Origin of the sequence: Microbacterium foliorum (assembly GCF_003367705.1) — a bacterium.
GTDB lineage: Bacteria > Actinomycetota > Actinomycetes > Actinomycetales > Microbacteriaceae > Microbacterium > Microbacterium foliorum.
Genome location: NZ_CP031425.1, coordinates 1,167,905 through 1,193,681 on the forward strand (window position 1 = coordinate 1,167,905; position 25,777 = coordinate 1,193,681).

The 25,777-nt window shown below is 70.9% G+C and carries 26 protein-coding genes and 1 tRNA gene; 18 read left to right on the plus strand and 9 right to left on the minus strand.

What is annotated here, in order from left to right; genetic code table 11:
• Positions 1-5 precede the first annotated feature (5 nt).
• From DXT68_RS05255 to DXT68_RS05270, 4 genes are read right to left on the minus strand one after another with little or no spacing between them, the layout of a single operon-like run.
• A complete protein-coding gene (locus DXT68_RS05255) occupies positions 6-1,661 on the minus strand; it encodes a CocE/NonD family hydrolase (protein ID WP_082068805.1) in 1,656 nt (551 codons plus the stop codon).
• Entirely contained in the window at positions 1,658-2,959 is a 1,302-nt protein-coding gene (locus tag DXT68_RS05260; protein WP_045252953.1) for an MFS transporter, read from the minus strand. The genes DXT68_RS05255 and DXT68_RS05260 overlap by 4 nt, the downstream gene beginning before the upstream one ends.
• Complete coding sequence (locus DXT68_RS05265) at positions 2,959-4,050, minus strand: alpha/beta hydrolase fold domain-containing protein (protein ID WP_162829111.1); 1,092 nt, start codon at positions 4,048-4,050, stop codon at positions 2,959-2,961. Before DXT68_RS05265 ends, DXT68_RS05260 begins: the two co-directional genes overlap by 1 nt.
• Complete coding sequence (locus DXT68_RS05270) at positions 4,047-5,078, minus strand: alpha/beta hydrolase (protein WP_082069067.1); 1,032 nt, start codon at positions 5,076-5,078, stop codon at positions 4,047-4,049. The genes DXT68_RS05265 and DXT68_RS05270 overlap by 4 nt, the downstream gene beginning before the upstream one ends.
• Before the next feature lie 82 nt (positions 5,079-5,160).
• Between DXT68_RS05270 and DXT68_RS05275 the strand changes: the two genes are divergently transcribed.
• The 12 genes from DXT68_RS05275 to DXT68_RS05330 all read left to right on the plus strand — a co-directional run bounded on the left by DXT68_RS05275 (position 5,161) and on the right by DXT68_RS05330 (position 16,692).
• A complete protein-coding gene (locus DXT68_RS05275) occupies positions 5,161-6,150 on the plus strand; it encodes a LacI family DNA-binding transcriptional regulator (RefSeq protein WP_045255597.1) in 990 nt (329 codons plus the stop codon).
• A gap of 33 nt (positions 6,151-6,183) precedes the next feature.
• Positions 6,184-6,534, plus strand: a complete 351-nt coding sequence (locus tag DXT68_RS05280) for a GntR family transcriptional regulator (RefSeq protein WP_045255596.1) — start codon at positions 6,184-6,186, stop codon at positions 6,532-6,534.
• Positions 6,531-7,553, plus strand: a complete 1,023-nt coding sequence (locus DXT68_RS05285) for a hypothetical protein (protein WP_052677857.1) — start codon at positions 6,531-6,533, stop codon at positions 7,551-7,553. Before DXT68_RS05280 ends, DXT68_RS05285 begins: the two co-directional genes overlap by 4 nt.
• A gap of 36 nt (positions 7,554-7,589) precedes the next feature.
• The gene (locus tag DXT68_RS05290; RefSeq protein WP_045255595.1) at positions 7,590-8,567 is read left to right on the plus strand and encodes a CPBP family intramembrane glutamic endopeptidase; all 978 of its coding nucleotides are present in this window, start codon (positions 7,590-7,592) and stop codon (positions 8,565-8,567) included.
• A gap of 32 nt (positions 8,568-8,599) precedes the next feature.
• A complete protein-coding gene (locus DXT68_RS05295; protein WP_045255594.1) occupies positions 8,600-9,301 on the plus strand; it encodes an O-methyltransferase in 702 nt (233 codons plus the stop codon).
• A gap of 58 nt (positions 9,302-9,359) precedes the next feature.
• Positions 9,360-10,640, plus strand: a complete 1,281-nt coding sequence (gene eno, locus DXT68_RS05300) for a phosphopyruvate hydratase (RefSeq protein WP_045255593.1) — start codon at positions 9,360-9,362, stop codon at positions 10,638-10,640.
• A gap of 53 nt (positions 10,641-10,693) precedes the next feature.
• On the plus strand, positions 10,694-11,257 hold the full coding sequence (locus tag DXT68_RS05305) for an FtsB family cell division protein (RefSeq protein WP_082069066.1): 564 nt from the start codon (positions 10,694-10,696) through the stop codon (positions 11,255-11,257).
• Between the two features lie 82 nt (positions 11,258-11,339).
• Positions 11,340-11,882: a DUF501 domain-containing protein gene (locus DXT68_RS05310; RefSeq protein ID WP_045255592.1), complete on the plus strand. Its 543-nt coding sequence runs from the start codon at positions 11,340-11,342 to the stop codon at positions 11,880-11,882.
• Entirely contained in the window at positions 11,879-13,171 is a 1,293-nt protein-coding gene (locus tag DXT68_RS05315) for a S8 family serine peptidase (protein ID WP_045255591.1), read from the plus strand. Before DXT68_RS05310 ends, DXT68_RS05315 begins: the two co-directional genes overlap by 4 nt.
• A 39-nt stretch (positions 13,172-13,210) precedes the next feature.
• Positions 13,211-14,710 (plus strand): NAD(P)/FAD-dependent oxidoreductase, encoded by a 1,500-nt coding sequence (locus DXT68_RS05320; protein WP_045255590.1) that lies wholly within the window; start codon positions 13,211-13,213, stop codon positions 14,708-14,710.
• 303 nt (positions 14,711-15,013) lie between these two features.
• On the plus strand, positions 15,014-15,910 hold the full coding sequence (locus DXT68_RS05325) for a hypothetical protein (protein WP_045255589.1): 897 nt from the start codon (positions 15,014-15,016) through the stop codon (positions 15,908-15,910).
• Positions 15,911-15,990: 80 nt separating this feature from the next.
• On the plus strand, positions 15,991-16,692 hold the full coding sequence (locus tag DXT68_RS05330) for a DedA family protein (RefSeq protein WP_045255588.1): 702 nt from the start codon (positions 15,991-15,993) through the stop codon (positions 16,690-16,692).
• An 18-nt stretch (positions 16,693-16,710) separates the two neighbouring features.
• On the opposite strand, the gene DXT68_RS05335 is transcribed toward DXT68_RS05330, so the two are convergent.
• Positions 16,711-16,783: transfer RNA gene (locus DXT68_RS05335), tRNA-Leu, on the minus strand.
• A 100-nt stretch (positions 16,784-16,883) separates the two neighbouring features.
• Between DXT68_RS05335 and DXT68_RS05340 the strand changes: the two genes are divergently transcribed.
• The 3 genes from DXT68_RS05340 (at position 16,884) to DXT68_RS05350 (ending at position 20,101) form a co-directional block, all read left to right on the plus strand.
• Positions 16,884-18,131 (plus strand): alanine racemase, encoded by a 1,248-nt coding sequence (locus DXT68_RS05340; RefSeq protein WP_045255587.1) that lies wholly within the window; start codon positions 16,884-16,886, stop codon positions 18,129-18,131.
• The gene (locus DXT68_RS05345) at positions 18,128-19,441 is read left to right on the plus strand and encodes a D-arabinono-1,4-lactone oxidase (RefSeq protein ID WP_045255586.1); all 1,314 of its coding nucleotides are present in this window, start codon (positions 18,128-18,130) and stop codon (positions 19,439-19,441) included. Before DXT68_RS05340 ends, DXT68_RS05345 begins: the two co-directional genes overlap by 4 nt.
• Positions 19,442-19,534: 93 nt before the next feature.
• Positions 19,535-20,101 (plus strand): LemA family protein, encoded by a 567-nt coding sequence (locus DXT68_RS05350; protein WP_045255585.1) that lies wholly within the window; start codon positions 19,535-19,537, stop codon positions 20,099-20,101.
• A gap of 19 nt (positions 20,102-20,120) precedes the next feature.
• Here DXT68_RS05350 and DXT68_RS05355 read toward each other — a convergent pair whose 3' ends face one another.
• Positions 20,121-20,600 (minus strand): hypothetical protein, encoded by a 480-nt coding sequence (locus tag DXT68_RS05355; RefSeq protein WP_045255584.1) that lies wholly within the window; start codon positions 20,598-20,600, stop codon positions 20,121-20,123.
• Positions 20,597-21,859 (minus strand): winged helix-turn-helix domain-containing protein, encoded by a 1,263-nt coding sequence (locus DXT68_RS05360; RefSeq protein WP_045255583.1) that lies wholly within the window; start codon positions 21,857-21,859, stop codon positions 20,597-20,599. The genes DXT68_RS05355 and DXT68_RS05360 overlap by 4 nt, the downstream gene beginning before the upstream one ends.
• Positions 21,860-21,935: 76 nt before the next feature.
• On the opposite strand from DXT68_RS05360, the gene DXT68_RS05365 reads away from it, so the two are divergent.
• Positions 21,936-23,132 carry an AI-2E family transporter gene (locus DXT68_RS05365; RefSeq protein WP_082069065.1) on the plus strand — a complete coding sequence of 399 codons (1,197 nt, stop codon included), beginning with the start codon at positions 21,936-21,938 and terminating at the stop codon, positions 23,130-23,132.
• Positions 23,129-24,358, plus strand: coding sequence for a threonine ammonia-lyase (ilvA, locus tag DXT68_RS05370; RefSeq protein WP_045255582.1), 1,230 nt, complete (start codon positions 23,129-23,131; stop codon positions 24,356-24,358). Before DXT68_RS05365 ends, ilvA begins: the two co-directional genes overlap by 4 nt.
• 85 nt (positions 24,359-24,443) lie before the next feature.
• Here the strand turns inward: ilvA and greA are convergent, their stop codons facing one another.
• Positions 24,444-24,932: a transcription elongation factor GreA gene (greA, locus tag DXT68_RS05375; RefSeq protein ID WP_045255581.1), complete on the minus strand. Its 489-nt coding sequence runs from the start codon at positions 24,930-24,932 to the stop codon at positions 24,444-24,446.
• A 96-nt stretch (positions 24,933-25,028) separates the two neighbouring features.
• Complete coding sequence (locus DXT68_RS05380; RefSeq protein WP_045255580.1) at positions 25,029-25,415, minus strand: DUF4307 domain-containing protein; 387 nt, start codon at positions 25,413-25,415, stop codon at positions 25,029-25,031.
• A 70-nt stretch (positions 25,416-25,485) separates the two neighbouring features.
• Here DXT68_RS05380 and DXT68_RS05385 point away from each other — a divergent pair, with 70 nt between their 5' ends.
• The gene (locus tag DXT68_RS05385) at positions 25,486-25,770 is read left to right on the plus strand and encodes a hypothetical protein (RefSeq protein WP_045255579.1); all 285 of its coding nucleotides are present in this window, start codon (positions 25,486-25,488) and stop codon (positions 25,768-25,770) included.
• The last annotated feature ends 7 nt before the right edge of the window (positions 25,771-25,777 follow it).

A 25,777-nucleotide genomic window follows, 5' to 3' on the forward strand; every position in this document is an offset into this window, starting at 1 on the left:
TCGTGTCATGCGCGGGTGAATTCCGGATGTCCTGTGCTGTCGACCATCGGGAGCGTGAGCCTCGCGGGGGTCGGTCCGCCGACCTGCACCGTCTGGATGCTCGGGATCAGCCGCGAGTGGTCGCGCACCGGGTCGTCCGTCCCCGGGTTGCGCAGGTGCACCGGATGCGCACCGGATGACACCTGCAGGCGCAGGCGCGACCCGGCGGCGAAGCGGTGGGCGATCGGGGCCAGATCGAGGCGCACGCTGCGGGGCTCGTCGGCGCTCGCCTCGGGCGACAGCCGCCGGTATCCGTCGGTGATCGTGCGCGAGGTGCCCCTGGCGTCGACCTCGCACAGTCGCACGAAGACATCGGCCCGAGGATTCGTCGATGTGAACGACATCTCGAACCCCGGTGCTCCCATCACGACCAGGTCGGTGCGCAGCACGTCACCCGTGAACACGAGCACGTCGTCGCGTCGTTCGCGGGCGCGCTGATCGCGGCGTCCGGCGCGGAACGGATTCAGGGTCCGCCCGCCCGCCGCCGGAGTGGGGTCAGCGGGGTCGTACCGGTAGGAGAGGGTCGATGCGGTCGCGGAATCCCGGCTCGGAGACAGCCTGTTCGCGGCGGTCGCATCCAGCGTCAGCGCGGTGGAGGGCGGGGGCCAGCTGTCGAGCTCGCGCCACCCGACGCCGCCCGTGACCTCGACGCGCACTCCGCTGGGCGGCCCGCCGGTGAACGCCTCCAGAACCTCGCGCACGCCGATGTCGGTGATCTCGGGCGCCCCATGCACCCAGTCCCCGACGATCAGGCGCACCGCATGCCCGGCATCCTGCAGTGCCGCGTGGTCGGAGAGCTGGCCGACGAGGAAGAGGTCCTGCCAGCCGGCCATCAGCGTCACGGGCGGGATGCTCCCGAGGTCCGAGGCGAAGTGCAGCGGATCCCACCACGGGTCTCCGGCGTCGCTGTGCGCGACCCAGTCGCGGAAGAAGGCGGGGTCCGCGCCGCGGGCCGTCCGCACGGCCTCGGTCGGCGGCACCGCTCGTGCGCCGCGGTCGAGCGCGGGCGCCGCGAGCAGCAGCGCCCGCAGGCGGGCGGGCAGCGACTTCTCCTGGATGTCGAGCGCGTACGCCCAGGTGAGCGGGGTGTCGATCGAGAACCCGCCGCCCGGGTAGAGGATCGCGTCGTCGAACCGGCGGGCCGAGATCGCGATCCCCATCGCGTCCGGTCGCTCGTCGCCGTCGCAGTACGCCCACTGCGTCACCCCGAAGTAGCTCCCGCCCCAGGAGTGCACACGGCCCGTGGCCCAGTGCTGTCGGCGCACCCAGCGCATCGCCGCCTGACCGTCGGCGACCTCGTGATGCAGCGGATCGAACGCGCCTCCCGAGCCGAACGTGCCCCGGCAGCTCTGCACCACGACGTGGTGTCCGCGTTCGGCGAGGAACCGCGCGACGCCGCCGATGCCCTCGCGTCCGTACGGCGTGCGGATGAGCACGGTGTGGCCGCCGGCCCCCTCGGCGTGCCAGTGGTCGGTGAGCAGGGTGACGCCGTCGGAGGCCTCGACGGGGATGCCCGAGGTGCGGCGCACCTTGGGGTGCGTGACGGGCGGCATCCCGTCGACCCGGCTCAGTCGTCGGTGCTCTCGCCGTGCGGTGAGGCTCAGCCGAGTGGTGCCGCTCATCGCACGCCCTTCACGCGGGTGACGGCGAACGCGGCGATCAGCGCCATCACCACCGCGCCCATGTAGAGGGCGACGAAGTTCTCGCCGGTGGGAGATCCGATGCGGGTCGCGAAGTAGCCGAACACGGGCACGAGGATACCGGGCAGCAGGTATGCGAGCGCCACGATGCCGAGATCCTTGCCCGCGTCGTCGATCGAGGGCAGGCACTCGGTCATGAGGGCCACGTCGGCGGCGATGTACGCGCCCTGGCCCGCACCCACGATCGCGATGCCGACCAGGAACCACACGATGTCGCCGAAGGACACGGCGAGCACGAGACCCGCCGCGCTGGCCAGAGATCCGATCACGACCGACGGCTTGCGGCGTTTCGTGCGGTCGGAGATCACGCCGAAGACGAAGGCCATCACGAGATTCATCAGCGTGAAGGCCGCGGTCGCCTGCGTCTGCACGCTCGCGATCGCCGCGGGGTCGTCGATTCCGAAGCGGCCGGAGATCGTCAGATAGAGATAGCTGGTGACCGACACGATCGACGCGGTCATGAAGAACCGGCACATCCACGCCCACGCGAAGTCGGGGTGGCGGCGCGGGCTCAGCCAGAACGTGGCGAGCACCCCGTTCCAGTCCAGCGGGGCGGCGGGCGTCGCGCGTCGGATGTCCTTGAGTGCGAAGAACAGCAGGAGCGCGAGGAGCACCGACAGGCCGCCCGGGATCAGGAACATCCCCGCCTGTCCTGTCGTCGCGACGACGCCCGACAGCGAGACACCGCCGAGGATGCCGAGTGCGGTGGCGGCACCCGTCACCGCCGACATGATCGCGCGGATGCTGCGTCTGATCTGATCGGCGAACAGCGTGTGGACCGTCATCGAGATCGCTCCCCACCCCACCAGCACGAGCACCGTGCCGGTGCCGAGCAGCAGCAGCGACGGTGCGGTCGCCTGGATCGCATAGCCGACCAGCGCGATGACGGCTCCGGAGAGGATCCAGGGGCGACGGATGCCGAGGCGGGACATCGAGCGGTCGCTCACCCGACCGAAGATCGGCGTCGTGATGAGCACCGCAGCGCCGCCGAGGGTGAGCACGATGCTGAGATCGCCCGTCGCCTGATCGGGGTTCCATTCCTTGAGCAGCTGGGGGATCGCGACGCTCGCCACGCCCTGCGCGATACCCGAGCCGAACCAGGCCAGGACGAACGCCACCCAGAACCAGCGGCTCTGGCGCTCGCCGGGGATGGCGTCCGATGCGAGCGGAGGTGCGGAGGACGGGGAGGGGAACACGGGGTCGACTGCAGGGGCGGACATCATCGTCTCCAGCTCGGGGTCGGTGTGAGGGTCGGGGTCGGTGTCGGTGTCGGGGTCGGGGCGGGTACGGGGACGGTGATCGAACGGTGGGGAAGCGGTCGCGCGCCGTCCGGGCCCGCCATGGTGGTCGCGTACGCGCATGCCAGCTCGTGGGCGAACACGTCGCGCCATGCACGCGCGCCGTGCCAGTGGGCGGTGAGACCGGGGGAGCCGTGCACGTGGCCCGCCCCGATGCGCAGCACCACGGGCACACCGGCAGCCTGCAGCGTCCGCGTGTAGGCGATGGCGCCGTCGCGCAGCGGGTCGTGCTCCGCCGCGAGGATCAGGGCGGGCGCGAGGTGCCGGTGATCCGCGGCATCCAGGGGCGAGGCCTCCTCCAGGGGAGCGCCGGCGCGGTAGATCTCGACGATCCCCTCCGCATCCTCCATCCCCGACGCGCGGCGGTATCGGTCCATCGACTCGCCCACGGGGCGCAGAGCCGTCGGGGGCACCTCGAGCGTCTGATGGTGCAGCGGCCTCCCCGCGTCGCGTTCCCGCAGCGCGGCCGAGGCGGCGATGGTGGCTCCCGCCGAGTTCCCCCCGACGCCGAGCCGGTGCGTGTCGATGCCCCACTCGTCGGCGTGCGCGCGCAGGTCGGCCAGAGCGGCGACCGCATCCAGAACCGGAGCGGGGAACGGATGCTCGGGGGCGAGCCGGTACTCGAGCGAGATGAGCTGCACGCCGGAGCGGAGAGCGCGGTCGGCGCATACCCGCTCGTTGAGGATCTCGTCGATCGTGCCTTCCGTCCATCCGCCCCCGTGCAGCCACAGCATCGTCGGCTGCGGCCCGGCGGCTGCGGACGACCGGAAGCGTCGCGCGCGCAGCGGCCCTTCTGCGCCGGCGACCATCAGATCGTCGACCCGCACGCCGTCAGGGGCGGGGTCGGTGAACTCGACCGCGACGATGTCGCTGACCTCTCTGGCGGCGCGGCGACGCGCGGGGGACCCGGCGGGACCCGCGTCGGGCAGTGCAGCCGTGAGCTCGGCGGTGCGGCGCAGCCAGGCGAGCACCGGCTCGTCGAGCGGCGGGAGATCGTCGCCGAGATCGATCATCGGGCGCTTTCCACGCGTCGGGCATCCGCCGAGTGCAGGGTGCGCAGCTCGGCGATCAGCAGACGGTGCGCGGCATCGGCTGCGGGGATGAGACCGGTGCATCCCAGCGATCCGTGCGTCTGGCCGATGAACCGCACGGCCGTGACCGCGACCCCCGCATCCGACAGCGCGCGGGCGTACGCCTCGCCGTCGCCGCGCAGCGGATCGAGCTCCGAGGTGAGGATGAGGGCCGGGGGGAGGCCGTCGTGGGAGGCCGCCAGGAGCGGAGAGGCGTAGGGGAGGCGTGCGGTGCCCGCATCGTCGCCGAGGTACTGCCGCACCAGCTGGCGTCCCGCCGTGCGGACGATCACGCCGGGCATCGAGGCGGCGATCCCAGCCATGTCGGCGTGCCCGATCGTCAGATCCAGTGCCGGGTTCTCGAGGATCTGCAGGGCGATCGGATGGTTCGCGCGGTCACGGTTCATCAGGGTCACGGCCGCGGCGAGGTCGCCACCCGACGAGGCGCCCCCGACCGCGATCCGCCAGGGCGAGCCGCCGAGCTCGGTCGCATGTGCGCGCACCCACTCGAACGCCGACCAGCACTGCTCGGGCTGGGTCGGATAGCGCTGCTCGGGGGCGTGGGCGTAGTCGACCGCGACGAGCACGATCCCCGCGTCGTGTGCGCGCTGCCGGAACCGTGCGTCCCAGCTCACCCAGTCGATGCCGGCGATCGTGAATCCGCCTCCGTAGAAGTACACGAGGATCGGCAGGTCGGCGCCGCGGGCGGCCGGGTCGGCGTCCGGCCAGTAGACGCGCACGCGCACGTCGGGGTGCCCGTCGACCGGCACGAGCTCGTCGCGCGTCGCGGTGTCGAGGGGGACGATGCCCAGCGCGGCGCTCACGCGCGTGTCGTTCTCGCTCGCCACGCGTCGGCGGCCGGCGGGGTCCTTCGGCTCGGGAGCCAGCAGCGGCGCGATCCGGTTCTCGTACCTCGCCACCGCGTCGTCGAGCGTCGGACGGCGGAATCTGCCATTCCTCGGTCTGGGCATCTGCATCTCCTTCGACGGCCGCTTCGGCGGCTGCGCACTAGTCTGAGCAATCGAAGAACTTCGATGAAGCGGGGAATCGAACATGCGAGCGCGACCGGGCCGAGTGACCATCTACGACGTCGCGGAGCGCGCGGGAGTGAGCATCTCGACCGTCTCGCTCGCGGTCAGCGCACCGCACCGGGTGCGGCAGGAGACACGCGAGCGCATCGTCGCCGCGGCCACGGAGCTCGGCTATCGCATGACCGCGGGGCGGCGGGTGGGGGCGGCGCGGATCGCGGTGGCCGCGCCCTTCACGACGTACCCCTCGTACCTGCGCAGGCTCTCCGGCATGCTGCGCCGCGCCAGGGACGCCGCCGTCGACATCATCCCCTACGACCTGGATTCCGCGGCCGCCGCCGAGGAGCCGCTGCTGGATGTGCTGCCCACCCGCGCCGACGTCGCGGGACTCGTGGTGATGGGGGTGCCGCTGGGCGGGGCCGCACGCCGCGCGAGTCGCGCCGCCCGCATCCCGGTCGTGTACGTCGATGTCGTGCCCTCGCGTGCGGATGCCGGGGGGCCGGTGATCCTCGTCGACGACCGCGACGGCGGCGCTCAGATCGGCCGGCATCTCGCCGGTCTCGGTCACCGACGGGTTCTTTTCGTCCACGAGCCGCAGCGCTCGCCGTCGTACGTGTCGGCGGGGATGCTGCGCGTCGAGGGACTCGCCGACCATGTCGAGGTCGTGTCGATCGCGCTCGACCGGCCGGGTGCGGTCGGCGCCGACGTCCCACGTCAGGCTGCCCGCACGGGGGCGACCGCGATCGTCGCGAACCACGATCAGTATGCGGCGGCGGTGCTCGCCGAGCTCCGCTCCTCGCCGCCGGCCGCGCCTCTCGCGGTGGTCGGGTACGACGACGGCGAGCTCGCCGCGGGGCTCGACCTGACCACGGTGCGCCAGCCGTTCGAGGAGAGCGGGCGGGTGGCACTGGAGCGGGTGCTCGCCCTGGTCTCGGGCACGGAGGCCTCGCATGAGACGGTGCTTCTGGCTCCCGCGCTGATCGAACGCGGCTCGACCCGGCGACTATTGTTATAGTTGTAGTAGAACTAGTAGAAGATCGGAGCCGGGATGCTGATTCGAATCGATGCCGACAGTGCGCGGCCTCTCTTCGAGCAGGTCGCCGCATCGGTGCGCACCGACATCCTCACCGGTCGACTCGTCCCCGGCGATCGGCTGCCCGCCGCTCGGGAGGTCGCGGAGGCGCTCGAGATCAACCTGCACACCGTGCTGCGCGCCTACCAGCAGCTGCGCGACGAGGGTCTGATCGACCTGCGCCGTGGCAGGGGTGCCGTCGTCTCAGCATCCGCGACCCCTCTCGCCGAGCTCTCGCACGACATCTCCGCTCTCGTCACCCGCGCGGCATCCCTCGGGCTGTCCGCCTCGACTCTGGCCGCCCTCATCAAGGAGACCGACGCATGACCCCTGAAATCCTCCGAGCCCGCACCGCCTTCTGGTGGGTGGGGGTGATCGTCCCGCTCGCCCTGATCGCGCTCGCGAGCATCGTCGTGCTCTCCTGGATGCCCGAGGTCCCCGATCCGGCGGCGACCCACTGGGGGCTCGACGGCGTCGACGGCTATGGACCGAGCTGGACTCCTCTCGCCCTGCTGGTCGGTCTCGGCGGCGGGACGGTGCTGCTGTTCGCGCTCATCGCGCTATTCTCCCACCGTCCCCCGCAGCGGGATGCCGCGGCACCGAGCCCGCGGCCGCAGTGGTCCGCGACCGCGCGGCTGCTCGGTGCCGTGAGCCTCGGCACGGCGGGCCTGATGGCGGTGCTCGCCATCGCCACCACCGCTGTGCAGCGTGGCCTCGCCGACGCCGCGGATGCCGCCGACATCACCCCGTGGGTCCCGGTCTTCCTCCTGGTCATGATCGCGCTCGCCGTCGCCGGCTGGTTCCTGCAGCCGGCGGTGCCGCGCTCGCCCGAGTCGGTGGGCGATGCGGCGACCCCGCTGCTGCTGGCCGATCACGAGCGCGCGGTGTGGATGAAGACGGTGACGGTGGCGAGAGTCGGCCAGGTCGTCCTCGGCATCGCCGTCTTCCTCATGATCGCGATGAGCGTGCTCCTGTTCGCTCAGGACATCGCCGCGGGGTGGATCGTCGCCGCGGTCGCGCTGATCGTCACGGTTCTCGTGTCGACCAGCCTCACCTTCCGCGTCCGCGCGAGCGCCGCGGGGCTCCGCGTGCGATCCGTCATGGGCTGGCCGCGCATCGAGATCCCGGCCGCCGAGATCGCGAGCGTGCGCGCCGTGCGGGTCGACCCCTTCGCCGAGTTCGGAGGATGGGGATATCGCTTCGGCGTGGACGGGCGCCGCGGAGTGGTGCTCCGTGCGGGCGACGCTCTCGAGGTCGCCCGCACGAACGGCCGCGTGTTCGTCGTCACGGTCGACGACGCGGCCACGGCGGCATCCGTCCTGGCCCTCGCCGCCGACCCCCGATAGCTCGTCCGTGTCCGTCCTGATCAGAGGAGACCGCTCATGACCCGCCTCCGTGTCACCGCCATCGCCGTGTTCATCGCCCTCGCCTGCGGCCTCGCCTGGCTCGTCGCCCTGCCGCTGTGGTCGGGCGACGGTCTCGCCGAGCCGCTCGCCGGCGTGATCCTGCCCGTGATGATGTTCACCCCCGCGATCGCCGCGCTCGTGGTGACCCTGCTCATGCGCGTCCCCGCGCGCGGCGAGAGACTGCGATTCCTCGGGTTGTGGCCGCTGCGTCCGGCGAGGCGCGTGATCTGGCTGACGGTGCTGGGCTGGCTCGCGCCTCCGGTGCTCGTCGCGCTCGGCGTCCTCGTCGCCGCCGCGCTCGGATTCGTCCGTCTCGACCTGACGTTCGCCGCGTTCTCGGCCACCGTCGCGGGAGCCCTTCCCGAGGGCACGCCGATGCCTCCCGTCGGGCTGCTCGTGGTCTCGCAGATCGCGCTGATCCCGTTCGCCGCGCTGCTCAACGGCGTGCTGGCATTCGGCGAGGAGCTGGGCTGGCGGGGGTGGCTCGTGCCGGCGCTGCGCCCGCTCGGCACCTGGCCCACCCTGCTCCTCAGCGGGGCGATCTGGGGACTGTGGCACAGCCCGATCATCCTGCTCGGCTACAACTTCGGCCGCACCGATGTCACGGGCGTCCTCTTCATGGTCGGCGGCTGCGTCGCCTGGGGAGTCCTCTTCGGATGGCTGCGCCTGCGCTCCGCATCGATCTGGCCCGCCGTCCTGGCGCACGGATCGCTCAACGCGGCGGCCGGGCTCGTGCTGCTCGTCGCCGCATCGCAGCCCGATCTCGCCCTCGCGGGGCCGCTGGGCGTCGCGGCGTGGATCGTGGCCGCCGTCGTCATCGGGATCCTCGCCCTCACCGGGCAGTTCCGCCGGCAGCCGGAGCTGGCGGACGCACCGGGACGCCTGCTCTCCGCCCCGCGCGCGTCACGGGAGACGGGCGCGACGGGGGATCCGCAGCGGCCGTCCACCCCTTGACGCCTCGCGTGCCGCGAGGGTTTGCTGAGGGGATGGACGCCACCGCCGATGCCTGGTCGAAGACCGACTCCTATCTCGCCGATCTGCTCGTCGGGGATGATCCGCATCTCGAGGCGGCGCTGGCGGCGCAGCGCGCGGCCGGACTGCCCGAGATCGAGGTGGCACCCGTCTCGGGCAAGCTGCTCCACCTGATCGCGCGGATCAGCGGAGCGCGGCGGGTGCTCGAGATCGGCACCCTCGGCGGATATTCGACGATCTGGCTCGCGCGCGCGGTCGGCGCCGAGGGCCGTGTCGTGACGATCGAAGCCGAGGCAGCCAATGCCGCCGTCGCGCGGGGGAGTCTCGACGCGGCCGGCGTCGGCGACCGGGTCGACATCCGGATCGGGCGCGGCGCGGATGTGCTCCCGACTCTCGTCGGCGCATTCGATCTGGTCTTCATCGACGCCGACAAGGAGTCGAACACGATCTACCTCGACTGGGCGGCGCGCCTCGGGCATCCCGGCACCGTCGTGATCCTCGACAACATCGGGCGCGAGGGCGAGATCATCCGTGACGACACGACCGATCCGAAGGTGATCGGCACCAGGGACGCGCTGCGGATGCTGGGGGAGGACCCCCGCTTCGACGCCACAGCCCTGCAGACCGTCGGGGTCAAGGGATGGGACGGCTTCGCAGTCGCGGTCGTGGTGTCGCCCTCCGACTCGGACCCCGGCGCCGACGCGGCGGCGGGCTAGACTGGCCGAGGATCGACGACGCTCCACACAACGTTTTCTCTGAGCAAGGAGCACATCAGTGGCACTGATCGAGGCTGTAGGCGCACGCGAGATTCTCGACTCGCGCGGGAACCCGACCGTCGAGGTGGAGGTGCTTCTGGATGACGGTGTCGTCCAGCGCGCGGCCGTCCCGTCCGGCGCATCCACCGGCGCATTCGAGGCGTACGAACTGCGTGACGGCGACAAGAGCCGGTACGGCGGGAAGGGCGTCCTCAAGGCCGTCGATGCCATCATCGACGAGCTCGGCCCGGCCCTCGAGGGTGTCGAAGCGAGCGAGCAGCGCATCGTCGACGAGATCCTGATCGACACCGACGGCACCGAGAACAAGCAGCGCACCGGCGCGAACGCGATCCTCGGCGTCAGCCTTGCCGTCGCCAAGGCCGCGGCCGACTCGGCCGACCTGCCGCTGTTCCGCTACCTCGGCGGCCCCAACGCGCACGTCCTGCCCGTGCCGCTGTTCAACGTCATCAACGGCGGCGAGCACGCCGACAACGGCATCGACATGCAGGAGTTCTTCCTCGCGCCGATCGGCGCCGAGACCTACTCCGAGGCGCTCCGCTGGGGCGTCGAAACCTACCACGTGCTGCGCGGCGAGCTGAAGGCCGCCGGCTACGCGACCGGACTCGGCGACGAGGGCGGCTTCGCCCCCGACCTGCCCAGCAACCGCGAGGGTCTCGACTTCCTCGTCAAGGCGATCGAGAAGGCCGGCTTCACGCCGGGCACCGACATCGCACTGGGCCTCGACGTCGCCGCGACCGAGTTCTTCTCCGACGGCGTCTACCGTCTCGACAACAAGGACTGGAGCGGCCCCGAGCTGATCGAGTACTACCGCGGTCTCGTCGCGGACTTCCCGATCGTGACGATCGAGGATGCTCTGGCAGAAGACGACTGGGACAACTGGAAGCTGCTCACCGATGCTCTCGGCTCGCAGGTCCAGCTCGTCGGCGACGACCTGTTCGTCACCAACCCGACGCGTCTCGCCGACGGCATCAAGCGCGGCGTGGCCAACTCGCTGCTCGTCAAGGTGAACCAGATCGGAACGCTCACCGAGACGTTCGACGCGGTCAGTCTCGCGCAGCGCTCCGGCTACACGGCGATGCTCTCGCACCGCTCGGGCGAGACCGAGGACACCACGATCGCCGACCTCGTCGTCGCCACGAACGCGGGTCAGATCAAGGCGGGTGCGCCTGCTCGCAGCGAGCGCGTCGCGAAGTACAATCAGCTTCTGCGCATCGAAGAGGAGCTGGGCGACGCGGCGGTCTTCGCCGGCCGTTCGGCGTTCCCCCGCTACCAGGGCTGAACGCAGCACAGACAGAGGCACGCCGCCTGAGCGGCATCGACGGAGGAGGAGCCGTGGCACGACGACCGGCTCCTCCTTCGGCGTCTCCGGGGTCGTCCCGAGCCGGGGCGGCGAAGGGCTCCGCGGCGCGCGCACCCCGGTCCGCGTCGCCGCGCGGGTCGGCCGCACGCGGCGCGACGGCGCGCAGCGTCGACGTGCGGGAGTGGGCCTCCGGCATCCGCCTCTCGGCGTTCTCGGTGATCATGCTCTCGCTCGTCGTGCTGGGTGCCTGGGTGCTGGTGCCGACCCTGGGGACGTTCATCGATCAGCGTCAGAAGATCGCCGCGCTCGAGCAGTCCATCCAGGTCTCGGAAGACCAGATCACGGCGCTGCAGAAGGAGCGCGACCGCTGGAACGACCCGGCGTACATCACGACCCAGGCGCGCGAGCGCCTCTACTACGTCAAGCCGGGTGAGGTCGTCTATCTGATCGACGACGATCTCGACCCCGCCGCGCTGCCGCAGGAGCAGGGTCCTGTCAGCGACACCCTCGAAGAGACCCCGTCGGACTGGATGCCCCAGCTGCTGCGCACGCTCACCTCCGCCGGTCTCAGCGACACGGCAGCGGTCACGCGCTGACCTCGGCCACCGGCCGTCGGGCAGGTGACACGACCGGCACGGCTCCGAGCGAGCTCCCTGGCGTCTCCCGTACGCTGGTCGGGTGACCACGCCGCCTTTCCCCACGCCCACCGCCGCCGAGCTCGCCGTGGTCTCGGCCCAGCTCGGCAGGACCGCCCGCGGCGTGGTGGGCATCGCCGCACGCTGCGTGTGCGGCAACCCGACGGTCGTCGCGACGACGCCGCGGCTGCCGGACGGCTCGCCCTTCCCCACGTTCTACTACCTGACGCATCCCGCGGCGACGGCGGCGATGTCGACGCTCGAGGCCACACAGGTCATGCCCGAGCTCGCCGCCCTGCTCGCGGATGACGAGCAGGTCGCGGCCGCCTATCTGAAGGCGCACCGGTCGTACCTGCGCGACCGGAGCGGGTTCGGCGAGGTCGACGAGATCTCCGGCATCTCGGCCGGTGGCATGCCGACGCGTGTCAAATGCCTGCATGCCCTGGCCGGACACGCCCTCGCGGCGGGCCCGGGCGTGAACCCGATCGGTGACGCGGCGCTCGAGCGCTCCAGCTGGTCACCCGATCGGTGCCGGTGCGACGAGCCCGGCGCCGCCCTGCGCGACGCCGAGGCCTCATCCGCATGACGGCGCGCCGGATGCTGCGCAGCGGCGTCGTGCTCGCGACGATCATGGCATCCGTCCTGCTCCTCGGCGCGTCGGCCACCCCGCCTCCGGTGCCCGACGACCCCGCCGATCCGGTGCGCGCGTCCGAGTACTGGCTCGACGGCGCCCGCATCCGCGACGCGTGGCAGACGACTCGCGGCGACGGTGTGACGATCGCGGTCATCGACACGGGCATCGGCAAGGTCCCGGGGGTGTTCGACGGCGCGGTCACCGACGGCACGGATGTGTCGGGCACCGGCTCGCCCGACGGCCGCACCCCCGTGGGCGCGATCGACGGCAACCACGGTTCGTGGGTGGCCTCGCTGGCGGCGGGGCGCGGTGCCGCCGACGGCAAGGGGATGATCGGCGTGGCGCCCGAGGCCGATCTGCTGTCGATCTCGGTCGGCTTCGGTGCCGCCGCGGCGGTGCCCTTCACCGAGCAGGTCGCCAAGGCGATGCGCTGGGCGGTCGACAACGGCGCCGACATCATCAACCTCTCCTTCACCACCAACACCCTCGACTGGGACAAGAGCTGGGACGACGCGTTCCTGTACGCGTTCGAGCACGATGTCGTGGTGGTCGTCGCGGCCGGCAACCGGGGGAGCGGCACCGACATCATCGGCGCCCCGGCCACGATCCCCGGCGTGCTCACGGTCGGCGGTGTCGATCAGACCGGGACAGCCAGCCTCGAGGCATCGACCCAGGGCATCACGATCGGCATCGCCGCCCCGAGCGAAGGACTGCTCGGCGTCTCGGCCGACGGCACGGTGGTCTCGTGGCGGGGCACCAGCGGCGCGGCGCCGATCGTGGCGGGGATCGCGGCGCTGATCCGATCGGCGCACCCCGACCTCGACGCGGCCAACGTGATCAACAGGATCATCAGGACCGCCATCCCGGTCGAGGGGATGTCGAAGACCCCGGATCCGCTGTACGGCTACGGTCTCATCGACGCCGAAGCGGCCCTGAACGCCGATCTGCCGTCGGTCGCCGAGAACCCGATGGGCGACCTCGCCGAGTGGATCCGTCTGTATCGCCGGGCCGAGACCGCGCCGCAGCCGGTTCCCACCGCGACGCCGGTGGCGGTGCCGCCGCTGCCCGATGCCGATGCGCCGACGGAGGCCGGTTCACCGCTGCTTCCCAGCGCTGAATCGCTGCGCTACGGTACCCTGCCGCTCATCGCCCTCACAGTCCCTGGTATCCTGATAGCGCTTGGCGTCACCGCAGCTGCCCGGCGTATCCGCTCGGCGCGCATTCGCACGCCACATTCCTGACTCCCGAGGAGTTGTCCCCCTGTGCCTCAGAACAGCACTGTGCCCAAGATTCTGATCGTCGGTGGAGGCTACGCAGGCTTCTACACGGCGTGGAAGCTGGAGAAGCACCTTCGCAAGGGCGAAGCAGACGTCACCATGGTCGACCCGCTGCCGTACATGACGTACCAGCCCTTCCTTCCCGAGGTGGCCGCCGGCTCGATCGAAGCCCGCCACTCGGTGGTCGCCCACCGTCGTCACCTGAAGCGCACGAACGTGCTCACCGCCAAGGTGACGAACATCAACCACGCCGACAAGGTGGCCACGATCACCCCGCCGCTGGGTGAGCCGTACGAGTTCGCGTACGACCAGATCGTCGTCACGGCGGGTGCCGTCTCGCGCACCTTCCCGATCCCCGGCATCGCCGACAACGCGATCGGGCTGAAGACGATCGAAGAGGCTGTCGCCATCCGCGACCGCGTCATGTCGAACTTCGACAAGGCGTCTTCGCTCCCGGCCGGCCCCGAGCGCGACCGTCTGCTGACCGTCGTGGTCGTCGGCGGCGGCTTCGCCGGCATCGAGGTGTTCGCCGAGCTGCGCTCGCTCGCCTCGTCGCTGGTGAGCAGGTACCCGCAGCTGCGCTTCGAGGACACGCACTTCCACCTGATCGAGGCGATGGGGCGCATCATGCCCGAGGTCTCGCTGCAGACGAGCGAGTGGGTCCTCAAGGACCTCGCGAAGCGCGGCGCCAACGTGCACCTCGACACCCAGCTCACCAGTGCCGTCGACGGCAACGTCGAGCTCTCCACCGGAGAGGTCATCCCGACCGACGTGATCGTCTGGACCGCCGGTGTCATGGCGAACCCGACCGTCGTGCGCGGCGGCGACCTGCCGGTCGAGGAGCGCGGTCGCATCCAGACCCGCGCCGACCTCCGCGTGGGCACCCCCGAGGCATTCGTCCCCGGAGCCTGGGCCGCCGGTGACGTGTCGGCCGTTCCCGACCTCTCGGGTGGCGGCGTCGGCGGCTTCTGCGTGCCCAACGCCCAGCACGCCGTCCGTCAGGCGAAGCTGCTCGCGAAGAACCTCGTCGCCGTGCTGCGCGGTGAGGATCCCAAGGAGTACTTCCACAAGAACCTCGGTGCGGTCGCGGGTCTCGGCCTGTACAACGGCGTCTTCCAGTCCGGCAAGATCGCGCTCAAGGGCTTCGTCGCCTGGGTCGCGCACCGCGGCTACCACGGCCTCGCGATGCCCACGTGGGAGCGCAAGTTCCGCGTGATCTGGGGCTGGTGGAACAACCTGTGGCTCGGCCGCGACCTCGTGAACCTCGAGACCGTGCAGAACCCGCGGTACGTCTTCGAGGAGTTCGCGGCACGTCCGCGCCCCGCGGCCGACGCCCCCGCCGCTCCTGCGACGAAGGCCGACGCGCCGAAGGCCGCCGAGCCGAAGGCTGCCGCCGCGAAGGCTCCTGCGGCCAAGAAGACCGCAGCGAAGAAGGCTCCGGCTCCGGCCACGACCGACCCCGCTGAGCACGCCGACGCGACCGAGAAGGCCGCTGCCAAGTAGTCGATCCGTCTGCACGAACGGCCCCCGCGATTCTCCGCGCCGGGGCCGTTCGTCGTCTCCCGGTCGGCAGCGCGTTCGCACACGATTCATAGGTGATCCCGCTAGCGTCGAGATCAGCAAGGGGAGTACTCCCGTCTGCGGTGGAGTCGTCATTACGGGCATGAAGTCGTGCCCCGGCCCACCGGCCCCTCGGGGCGGAGGAGACCTGGCGTCCGTATCCACGGACGGCCATGGCATCCCCTCTTCGCCTTGATCGGGTCGAGACTCCGTGGCTGTCCCCTCGCCATCGAAGGAACCACGACCATGGCAAAGCTCTCCCGTCTGATCGGTCTCGCCGCGAAAGCGATCGAGTCGCACGTCTCCTCCGACCGGGGAGGTCAGGACGCACCGTGGTCTGCGGCCCGGCCGTCGGCCCCTTCGGCTCCCCAGGCCCACACGCCTCCGGCTCAGGGCCACACGCCTCCGGCGCCGGGTGGATACGCGCCTCCGGCGCCGGGTGGATACGCGCCTCCGGCGCAGGGCGGCACTCGGGGGTCCTCGGCGGTCTCGGACGCCGATCGTGCGGCGATCGCCCGCTACGACTACCTGCTGCAGACCGCTGATCCGCACCGCATCGAGCAGATGCACAGGGAGGCCTTCGATCGCCTCACACCGGCACAGCGGGCGCAGGTGCAGGAGCGCATGCAGGCCGAGCTCCCCTCGGGCGAGCGCCCCTCGTCCGCCTCATCCCACGACCTCGCGAGGGCCGCAGGGCGCACCGAGGCGACGTCGCCGGGGCGTATGCGCTCGCTGCTCTCCCGAGTGCGCGGAGGCGGTGCGGGTGGGGGCGGCGGCAGGGTCGTCGGTGGCATGGTCGTCGGTGGCGCGGCCGTCGGCGGCGCGGCGGTCGGCATTCTGGGAGCCGTCGCCGGGGGAGCGGTCCTGAGCTCCGTCGCCGGCCCGCTGCTCGAGCAGGCCGCGGGTCTCGGTGTCGACTTCGACGCCCTGGCGCAGGGCCTCGACGTCGAATCGCTCATGCAGGGCGTCGACCTCGAGGGGCTCGTCGGCGGTGTGGACGTCGACGGGATCGGCGGCGCGGCCGAGGGACTGCTCGGATCCGCGGGAGAGACGGTCTCGGGCCTCGGCGAGACCGCGAGCGGATGGGGAGAGCGTCTGGGAGACCTCGGGATCCCCGGCATCCGCGACCTCTTCGGCCGATGAGCGGCGCACCGAACGCTCAGGGTCGGCGCGCAGGACTCGCCTAGCATGGGCGCACTGCCACAGACAGAGACGAGCCCGTCATGAGCCCCGCCACTGCCATCGCGAACACCGCCGATCACGGCTTCACCGGACTGACCGGGTTCGCGGCCGACATCCTCACCGCCCTCGGCGACATCGGCGTCGGCATCCTCGTGTTCATCGAGGTGCTGATCCCCCCGATACCGAGTGAGGTCATCCTGCCGTTCGCCGGCTACCTCAGCCAGAGCGGCGATCTGCAGCTGGGATGGCTGATCTTCTGGAGCACGCTCGCGTCGTGGGTCGGCGCCCTGCTGCTGTACGCACTGGGACGGGCCATCGGGATGGAGCGCGCGGTGCGCCTGCTCGCCGCCACGCGCCTGGTCAGCAGATCCGACCTCGAGCGCGGCGCGAACTGGTTCGCGCGCAGTGGCGGGTGGACCGTCCTGGTCGGGCGGATGGTGCCGGGGGTCCGCTCCCTCATCTCCATCCCCGCCGGGGCGTCGCGCATGGGCCTGGTCAGGTTCAGTGCGTACACGATCATCGGCAGCGGGGCGTGGAACGCCATGCTCATCGGTGTGGGCGCGGCGCTCGGGACCCAGCACGAGCGGCTGGAGCACTACCTCGGCTACCTCGACTATGCCGTCTACACGGCCATCGCGGTGGCGCTGCTCGTGCTGGTGCTCCGGCGGGTGCGTGAGGCGCGCTCCCTGCGGTCGCGCTCGTCGAAGGCGGACGCCGCCGCCGTCGACGGCATGGCGGACTGACGCGGCGGATGCCGGGCGTGCCCCCGCTGGGACTCGAACCCAGACTGAAGCGATTTTAAGTCGCCTGCCTCTGCCATTGGGCTACGGGGGCGTGGCCCTGGTCAGCCTATCGGGGAGCAGAGGCCCGTCCGGCGTCGAAACCCGGTGCCGCGAGGGGTGAATCCCGGTGCCTCACGCCGTATGGTGGGGGAGTGCTCGACCTCACAGCCGAACTGAGCCCGATCGAGGCTCGCCACCCCGTCGCCCCCGAGTGGGACGATCCTGCGCGCTACTGGTCGAGGCTGTCGGCCGCGACGGGGCACCTGCCCGCGCCGGTCGCGGTGATCGACCGCGAGGCGCTGCGGTACAACGCGATGGATCTGCTCGCGCGGTCGGGCGGCCTGCCCATCCGCGTCGCCTCGAAGTCGGTGCGCGTGCGCGCGGTGCTGGACGCCGTCCTCGCGCTGCCCGGCTACCACGGCATCCTCGCCTTCACGCTCGCCGAGGCACTCTGGCTCGCCGCCGATCACGACGACATCATGCTCGGGTACCCGACGGTCGACCGGGCCGGACTCGCTCAGCTCTTCGCCGACGAGGATGCCGCGCGTCGGATCACCCTCATGGTCGACGACCCCGCCCACCTCGACGTCATCGACAGCGTGGCGGCCCCCGGTGCGCGGCCCGAGATCCGAGTGGCGATCGACGTCGATGCGTCCTGGCGGTCCGCGCTGCTGGGGCACATCGGGGTGCGCCGCTCCGCACTGTTCACGGCGGGCGAGGTCGCGGCGTTCGCGCGGCGCGTGGTAGCCCGGCCCGGATTCCGTCTCGTGGGTCTGCAGATGTACGACGCGCAGATCGCCGGCCAGGGCGATGACGCGGGCCCCGATGCGCCGCTGATCCGCCTGGTGCAGGCGCGCTCGCGGACGGAGCTGCGTGAGCGCCGCGCGGCGATCGTCGCGGCCGTGGCCGACGTCACCGCGCTGGAGCTCCTCAACGGCGGCGGCACGGGCTCGCTCGAGTTCTCCGGCAGCGACGAGTCGCTGACCGAGGCGAGCGCCGGCAGCGGCCTGCTCGGCGGTCATCTCTTCGACGGCTACCGGTCGTTCCGTCCCGCTCCGGCATCCGCCTTCGCCTTCGACGTCGTCAGGCGCCCGGCCGCAGACATCGCGACGGTACTGGGCGGCGGATGGATCGCGTCCGGTCCGGCTGTCGCGTCGCGGCAGCCGCTGCCCGTGTGGCCGCAGGGGCTGCGCACGCTCCCTCGAGAGGCGGCCGGCGAGGTGCAGACGCCGCTGCAGGGTCGCGCCGCCGAGCATCTCGGGGTGGGAGACCGGGTGTGGTTCCGGCATGCGAAGAGCGGTGAGCCCGCCGAGCGCATCGACCGCTATCACCTCGTGTCGCGCGATGAGGTCGTCGACGAGCTGCCCACGTATCGCGGCGAGGGAAAGGCGTTCCTGTGACGAGGATCGGCGGCACCTGGCAGAACTGGGGTCGGTCGGTGCAGGTCACTCCACTGCGCGTGGAGCGTCCTCGGACGCCCGAAGGGGTGCAGCGCGCGGTGGTCGCCGCCGCTGCGCGCGGTCTCTCGATCAAGGCGGTCGGAGCCGGTCACAGCTTCACCGGCATCGCGGTGGCGCCGGGGGTGCTGCTCGAACTCGACGACATGCAGGGGCTGGTCTCTGCCGACACCGCAAGCCGTCGCGTCACCCTGCTCGCCGGCACCCGGCTGCACCGCATCCCCGGCCTCCTCGCACCGTTCGGGCTGGCGATGGAGAACCTCGGCGACATCGACCGGCAGTCGATCTCGGGAGCGATCTCGACCGGTACCCACGGCACCGGAGCGCGCTTCGGCGGCCTCGCGGCCCAGGTCGTCGGCGTCTCCCTCGTGACGGCGGCCGGTGAGTTCCTGCGCATCGATGAGCACCAGAACACGGAGCTGCTGCCCGCGGTCGCCCTGGGGCTCGGCGCGCTCGGCATCATCGTCGAGGTGACGCTGCAGTGCGTGCCCGCGTTCGTCCTGGAGGCCGTCGACGAGCCGATGCCGCTGGACGACGTGCTCGACACGGTGTCCGAGAGGATCTCGGCATCCGATCATTTCGAGTTCTACTGGTTCCCGCACACCGATGTGGCGCTCACGAAGAGGCAGACGCGTCTCCCCGAATCGACGAGGCGCCAGCCGCTCCCCGTGGTCGGACGCTGGATCGACGAGACGCTGCTGTCGAACGGCGTCTACCGCGCCGTGTGTGCGGCCGGACAGTTCGCCCCTGCCGTCACCGCGCCCTTCAACCGTCTCGCGGTGACCCTCACGGGTGACCGTCGCTACACCGACCTGTCGCACCGCGTGCTCACGCAGAGTCGCACCGTGAGGTTCCGCGAGATGGAGTACGCGCTGCCCGCCGAGAACACCGTCGCGGCCTTCCGCGCCGTGCGAGCTCTGATCGACGCGCGCGGATGGCGGATCGAGTTCCCGATCGAGGTGCGCTTCGCGGCGGCGGACGACCGCTGGCTGTCGACCGCGTACGGCCGGGCGAGCGGATACATCGCCGTGCACCGGTACTGGCGCGTGGATCCCACCGAGTACTTCGAGGCGGTGGAGCAGATCATGCTCGAACACGGGGGCAGGCCGCACTGGGGCAAGCTCCATACGCTGACGGCCGACGGGCTGCGGGAGCGCTATCCGCGCTTCGACGACTTCACCGCGCTGCGCGACCGTCTCGATCCCGACCGCAGGTTCACCAACCGCTACCTCGATCGCGTGCTGGGCGCGTGAGGGAAGTCCGGGTGCTGACCGGGACACCGCACCCAGTCGACGCGCAGACTGCGCCGATAGGATGAGAAAAACACGAGGAAGGGTGGGCTTCTGATGGAATGGCTCGTGCCGGTACTGATCGTCGTCGGTGTGATTCTGCTCATCGGGATCTACCTGTGGGCGACGTACAACTCGCTGGTGCAGCTCAACGTCCGCGTCGATGAAGCATGGAGCGGGATCACCGTGCAGCTCAAGCGCCGGGCCGATCTGATCCCCAACCTCATCGAGACGGTCAAGGGCTACGCGTCGCATGAGAAGGCGGTCTTCGAGAACGTCACGAGGGCGCGCGCCGAGACCCTGTCGGCCGCCGGACCGGGCGAAGCCGGGATCGCAGAAGGACACCTCCAGCAGGCTCTGCGCAGCCTCTTCGCGGTCGCCGAGGCCTACCCGCAGCTGCAGGCCAGCCAGAACTTCCTGCAGGTGCAGCAGGCGCTCGTCGACACCGAAGACAAGATCCAGGCCGCTCGTCGCTTCTACAACGGCGGGGTGCGCGAGCTGAACACGAAGATCAAGGTCTTCCCCAACAACCTCTTCGCCCGGGGCCTCGGCTTCACCGAGCGCGAGTTCTTCGAGGTGGCCGACAGCGGAGCCATCTCCGAGCCTCCGCGCGTGCAGTTCTGACCCGAGCGGTGGACCGCGCTCACCAGACGTCGAGTGCGACGCTCGAGCCCTCGCGCGTGATGTCACCCCGCACGCTCCAGGACTCGGTGCGGTAGGTCTCGGTCCTCGGCGATCCGTTCTGCCCCGTGCCGGTCACGGTCGCCACGAGAACACCGTCATCGGCGACGAATCCCTCCTCGGTCAGCTCGAGAACGGGCAGCCGGTCGATCCGCAGGCGCACCCGGTCGACCGCGGCGAACTCGGTGCCCCACGGAATGCGCAGCCCGCAGCCCTCGGGGAGCACCTCGGCGGTGGCATCCACGATGCAGCTCTCGAGATGGTCGTCGAGCTCCTGCTGCGCGACGTCCCGCATATCCGTCTCGGTGGCGACCGACGACGGAGAGCGAGATGCCACGGGAGCGGGCTGATCGAGCGAGGACTGCCACCACCAGACGGCGATGCCGGCCAGCAGCAGGACCAGCGCGATGATGCCGAGCGACCAGGCGGCGCGCCGTCTCACGCGGTGCTCTCTCTGGCATGCACATGGCGTCGCACCGAGGTGCCGGGCCGGGCGGCGAGGGCGGCGTGCACCGCGTCGGACGCCGAGCCCCACCTCGAGACCGACACGTGCTCGAGGCCCTGCCACGATGCGGCATGCCGCAGTTCGGCCGCGATCCGCTCGACATCGTCGAGAGGTCGGGCCTGCGGCTCCCACCAGACGGACTGCACCTGCAGCGTCGACGTCGCGCGCTCGGCCTTGAGATCGACCCTGGCGACGATGCGGTCGCCCACGAGCACCGGCAGCGAGTAGTACCCGTAACGGCGCTTCGCCGCCGGCACGTAGATCTCGATGCGGTAGTCGAGTTCGAACGCCCGCAGCGCCCGATCCCGGAACCACACCACGGGGTCGAACGGCGTCAGCAGGGCAGCGGCGTCGATCGCACGAGGCAGCGACGCGTCGCGATGCCGCCAGGCCTGCAGCGGGCGACCGCCGCGCTCCCATCCGCGCACGGTGACCGGCTGCAGCTCACCCGCGTCGACGAGGTCGGCGATCGAGCGGGCGACCGCCGCGCGATCGCGGATCCGGTGGTAGTCCGCGAGATCGGACTGGGTCGCCACCCCGGAGTGGCGGGCGGCCCGGCGGATCAGCTCGCGGATCGCATCGTCCCGCGCGACGTGCTGATTCCGGAGCGCATCGGGGATCACCTGCTCCGCGAGCGCGTAGCGCCGTTCGAACCCCTTCCGGCCGCTGATCGCGACGTCGCCGGTGCGCCAGAGGTGCTCGAGGGCCAGCTTGACATCGTCCCAGTCCCACCAGCCGCCGCGCTCCCTCGGCACATCGTCGCGAAGGTCCGCAGGGCGCAGCGGACCGCGTGCCCGCAGCTCGTCGCGCACCCACTCGAGGGTGCGCGCATTCGTGCTCGTCCAGGAGTCGGGTCCCGCCCAGCGATCGCGGAAGCTCTCCATCCGGAATCGCCACAGCGGCCAGTCCTCGATCGGGATGAAGGTGGCCTCGTGCGCGAGGTACTCCACGTAGTGCGTCGTGCGCGAATGGAAGACCCGGTCGAACACAGCGGGGTCGTACGCCCCCAGACGCGAGAACATCGGAAGATAGTGCGACCGCGCGAAGACGTTGACCGAATCGATCTGCAGCACGCCGAGCCGGGACATCGTGCGATGCAGGTGCGCGGCCGAGACCGTGGTCGGTCGCGCCCGGGAGAACCCCTGCGCACCCAACGCGATGCGGCGGGCCTGGGCGGCGCTGAGGGAGTCGGTCACGTGGTCAGCGTAACGCCGGGTGCCGACATCCGGGCCGGCGTCGTGGCCCGCAGCGGCAGCGCCGTAGAATCGGACGATGAGCGAAGAGCAGCGTCCGCGGCTGAGGGATCTCTTCCGTCCGCGTGCGGTGTCCACGCAGCGTACGGTCACCACCGACGCCGATGCGGCGGTGCCGATCGGACTGCGCGTCACGGCGGCCTACGCCTGGCGTCTGCTGCTGATCGCCGCGGCCGTCGCCGGCATCATCTGGCTCGTCATCGAGCTCAAGCTCCTCGTCATCCCGCTCATGGTGGGAATCCTGATCACGGCTCTGCTGTGGCCGGCTCTGCAGTGGATGCTGCGGCATCGGTTCCCGAGATGGCTGGCCGTCGCGGTCTCGCTCATCGGCACGATCGCGATCGTCTCGCTGCTGCTGTGGCTGGTCATCTGGCAGGTGCGCGCGCAGCTGCCCGACGTGCAGGAGCGCAGTTCGCAGGCCATCGAGGAGTTCCGGCAGTTCCTGCTCAACGGACCGCTGCACCTGAGCGAGGCCCAGATCCAGAGCTACATCGACCAGGGCCTGCAGATCATCAACGAGCAGACCCAGGCGCTCCTGAACGGGGCCCTCGCCGTCGGCACCACCGCTGCCCATGTGGCGACGGGCGCCGTGCTGTCGCTGTTCATCCTCATCTGCCTGCTCGCCGACGGACGCGGCATCTGGCGGTGGACGCTGCGCCTGTTCCCGCGCGCCGCTCGTCCCGCCGCAGACGCCGCAGCCAGCAACGGCTTCGCGACCATCATCAACTACGCGCGCACCCAGCTGCTCGTCGCGGCGATCGACGCGGTCGGCATCGGGGTCGGTGCGGCCCTGCTCGGCGTGCCGCTGGCCATCCCGGTCGCGGTGCTCGTCTTCCTCGGATCCTTCATCCCGATCGTGGGCGCCGTCGTCACCGGCGCGATCGCGGTGCTGCTCGCCCTCGTCTACAACGGCCCGCTGATCGCACTGGCGATGCTGGCCGTCGTGCTCGGGGTCCAGCAGCTCGAAGGCCACATCCTGCAGCCGATCCTGATGGGCTCCGCCGTGAAGGTGCATCCGCTCGCCGTGGTGCTCGTCGTCGCCGGTGGCGCGATGGTCGGCGGCATCCCCGGAGCACTCTTCGCCGTGCCGCTCGCCGCGTTCGTCAACGTCGCGGCGGTCACCGTGAGCAGCGGCGCCTGGCGTACGGGGGATCGACCCGACGCCGACCTGATCTGGAGCACAGTACCGCGCGAGCGGACACGGAGGAATCGATGAACGCAGTCCCCAGCCTGACCGAGTTCGAGGAGGCCGCTCGGAGTCTGGCTGAGGTGATCACGCACACGCCGACCCTGCCGTCGAGGGCGCTGTCGGACATCCTCGGTGCCCCGGTGCTGCTCAAGATGGAGAATCTTCAGCGCACCGGGTCGTTCAAGATCCGCGGAGCCGCCTACCGGCTGTCGCGCCTGAGCGAAGAGGAGCGCTCGCGCGGCGTCGTCGCCGCATCCGCCGGCAACCACGCGCAGGGCGTCGCGCTCGCGGCGCAGGCACTGGGCATCCCGGCCACGATCTTCATGCCGCTGGGAGTCCCCGTGCCCAAGCTGCTCGCGACGCGCGGATACGGCGCCGAGGTCGTCCTCGAGGGCGAGACCGTCGCGACCTCCCTGCGTCTCGCCGCGGAGTTCTCAGAGCGCACCGGAGCGGTGCTCATCCATCCGTTCGATCACCGCGACATCGTCATCGGCCAGGGCACGCTCGGACTCGAGCTGCTCGACGACGCCCCCGAGGTCGACACGATCGTGCTCAGCATCGGCGGCGGCGGTCTCATCGCCGGTGTGGCCGCGGCGGTCAAGGCCAGGGCCGCCGAGCTCGGACGAGAGGTGCGGATCATCGGCGTGCAGGCCGAGAACGCGGCCGCCGTCCCGCCGTCGCTGTTGGCAGGACAGCCCGTCGACATCGAGACGCGGCCGACGATCGCCGACGGCATCCTCGTCGCGCGACCGGGAGCGGTGCCCTTCGACATCATCAAGGATCTCGTCGACGAGGTCGTGACGGTCTCGGACGACGACCTCGCCCGGGCGATCCTGATCATCCTCGAGCAGTCCAAGGTCGTCGCCGAGCCCGCGGGCGCGGCCGGGGTTGCGGCGATCCTCGCGGGTAAGGTGTCGGCGGCCGGGACGACGATGGCCGTGCTGTCCGGAGGCAACATCGATCCGCTCCTGCTCCAGCGCGTCGTCTCCCACGGTCTGGCCGCGTCCGGGCGCTACCTGACCATCCGGATCCCGCTTCCCGACCGTCCCGGTCAGCTCGCACGCGTGTCGGAGCTCATCGCCGAGGCGGGGGCGAACGTCATCGAGGCGATGCACACCCGGCATGGACACGGCCTGCAGATCAGCGACGTCATCCTCGAGCTCAGCGTCGAGACCCGTGGTGCCGAGCATTCCGAGCTCACGCTCGACACGCTGCGCCGCGCGGGCTTCCACCCGATGATCGTTCCGGACTGACCGGATTCCACGCGCATGCAAGAGGGGCCCCGTCCGCATGGACGGGGCCCCTCTTGCATGCGTGCGCGGCTCGGCGCCGGTCGTGTCAGCCCGTGTAGGTCTCGACGGCGACGATCTCGACCGAGATGGAACGGCCGTTCGGAGCCTCGTACGACGACTTCTCGCCGACCTTGAGGCCGAGGATCGCCTGGCCCAGCGGGCTGGCCTCGCTGTAGACGTCGTGGTCGCTGCCCGCGGCGATCTCACGGCTGCCGAGCAGGAAGACCTCCTCGCCTCCGGCGACGATCGCGGTGACGACGGTGCCGGGCTCGACGATGCCGCGGCTCGCGGGCGCCTCGCCGACCTTGGCGGTCTTCAGGAGGTTCTCGAGGGTGCGGATCCGCGCCTCCTGCTTGCCCTGCTCGTCCTTCGCGGCGTGGTACCCGCCGTTCTCCTTGAGGTCGCCCTCTTCACGGGCCGCCTCGATGCGCTTCGCGATCTCCTCGCGCCCCGTGGTGGAGAGGTGCTCGAGCTCGGAGACGAGCCGGTCGTAGGCTTCCTGCGTGAGGAAGGGAACCTGAGCGTCAGTGGACATGACGGAGCTCCTTCGTTAGGTACCCGGCGATGGTCCGCGGGGGATATGCCAAGACGCCCTGGCACAGTGCCAGGGCGTCATCTGTCTGCGTCGAGTCTAAGCGACCCAGCAGCTGTTCACCAAACCTGTGGTGGCCGCGGACACGGTGGGCACGCTGGCAGACAGCGCCTGGGAATGGCTGTCGCCGGCCGGGATCTCGACCACCTTCCAGCCGACCACGCCGAACTCCTCGTCGAGGGCTTCGACCGCGCACGCGATGTCCTTGCCCTGCACCCCGGTCACCTGGAAGCGCACGGTCACACTGTGCTCGTCGACGAGGTCGTAGCCGAGGTCGTCGGCGTCGACGGCGTTCATCTGGGTCGTGACGATCGACCAGCCGAACGCGGCGACGATCACGACCGCGATCGCGAGGAAGACGATCCAGGGGCCGCGTCGGCGTCGGGTGCGGCCATAGCGGTCGTCGAGCTGTTCTGCGGTCGTCACGGCGTGGGTCTTCCGGTCGTTAGGCTGGTAACACCAGGTTATGCGACCTGCGCAGGAAAGGCAGAACCACATGCTCGCTCTGACCGAGACTCCGATGCCCACCCCCACGATGACGGTGGACCCGCAGCTGGTCACCCCGGGCTTCGTCGGCTTCGCCGCCGTGGTGATCATCCTGGTGGCCGTCATCCTGCTGATCCTCGACATGAACCGACGGATCCGCCGGGTGCGCTACCGCGAAGAGGTCAGGGAAGAGCTGGATGCCGAGGAGGCCGCGCTCGCCGCGGATCGGGCCACCGAGACCGATGCCGATCTGCCCATCGTCACCGAGGGCGACGACGACCCCGACAGGCGCTGACGGGTCG

Coding starts and splice junctions, on each gene's coding strand:
- DXT68_RS05350 (WP_045255585.1), top strand. CDS start 19,535: ATGGAATGGCTCGTGCCGGTACTGATCGTCGTCGGTGTGATTCTGCTC.
- DXT68_RS05265 (WP_162829111.1), bottom strand. CDS start 4,050: ATGATCGATCTCGGCGACGATCTCCCGCCGCTCGACGAGCCGGTGCTC.
- DXT68_RS05270 (WP_082069067.1), bottom strand. CDS start 5,078: ATGCCCAGACCGAGGAATGGCAGATTCCGCCGTCCGACGCTCGACGAC.
- DXT68_RS05290 (WP_045255595.1), top strand. CDS start 7,590: ATGACCCGCCTCCGTGTCACCGCCATCGCCGTGTTCATCGCCCTCGCC.
- DXT68_RS05330 (WP_045255588.1), top strand. CDS start 15,991: ATGAGCCCCGCCACTGCCATCGCGAACACCGCCGATCACGGCTTCACC.
- DXT68_RS05260 (WP_045252953.1), bottom strand. CDS start 2,959: ATGTCCGCCCCTGCAGTCGACCCCGTGTTCCCCTCCCCGTCCTCCGCA.
- DXT68_RS05365 (WP_082069065.1), top strand. CDS start 21,936: ATGAGCGAAGAGCAGCGTCCGCGGCTGAGGGATCTCTTCCGTCCGCGT.
- DXT68_RS05385 (WP_045255579.1), top strand. CDS start 25,486: ATGCTCGCTCTGACCGAGACTCCGATGCCCACCCCCACGATGACGGTG.
- greA (WP_045255581.1), bottom strand. CDS start 24,932: ATGTCCACTGACGCTCAGGTTCCCTTCCTCACGCAGGAAGCCTACGAC.
- DXT68_RS05285 (WP_052677857.1), top strand. CDS start 6,531: ATGACCCCTGAAATCCTCCGAGCCCGCACCGCCTTCTGGTGGGTGGGG.
- DXT68_RS05325 (WP_045255589.1), top strand. CDS start 15,014: ATGGCAAAGCTCTCCCGTCTGATCGGTCTCGCCGCGAAAGCGATCGAG.
- ilvA (WP_045255582.1), top strand. CDS start 23,129: ATGAACGCAGTCCCCAGCCTGACCGAGTTCGAGGAGGCCGCTCGGAGT.
- DXT68_RS05255 (WP_082068805.1), bottom strand. CDS start 1,661: ATGAGCGGCACCACTCGGCTGAGCCTCACCGCACGGCGAGAGCACCGA.
- DXT68_RS05315 (WP_045255591.1), top strand. CDS start 11,879: ATGACGGCGCGCCGGATGCTGCGCAGCGGCGTCGTGCTCGCGACGATC.
- DXT68_RS05275 (WP_045255597.1), top strand. CDS start 5,161: ATGCGAGCGCGACCGGGCCGAGTGACCATCTACGACGTCGCGGAGCGC.
- DXT68_RS05280 (WP_045255596.1), top strand. CDS start 6,184: ATGCTGATTCGAATCGATGCCGACAGTGCGCGGCCTCTCTTCGAGCAG.
- DXT68_RS05295 (WP_045255594.1), top strand. CDS start 8,600: ATGGACGCCACCGCCGATGCCTGGTCGAAGACCGACTCCTATCTCGCC.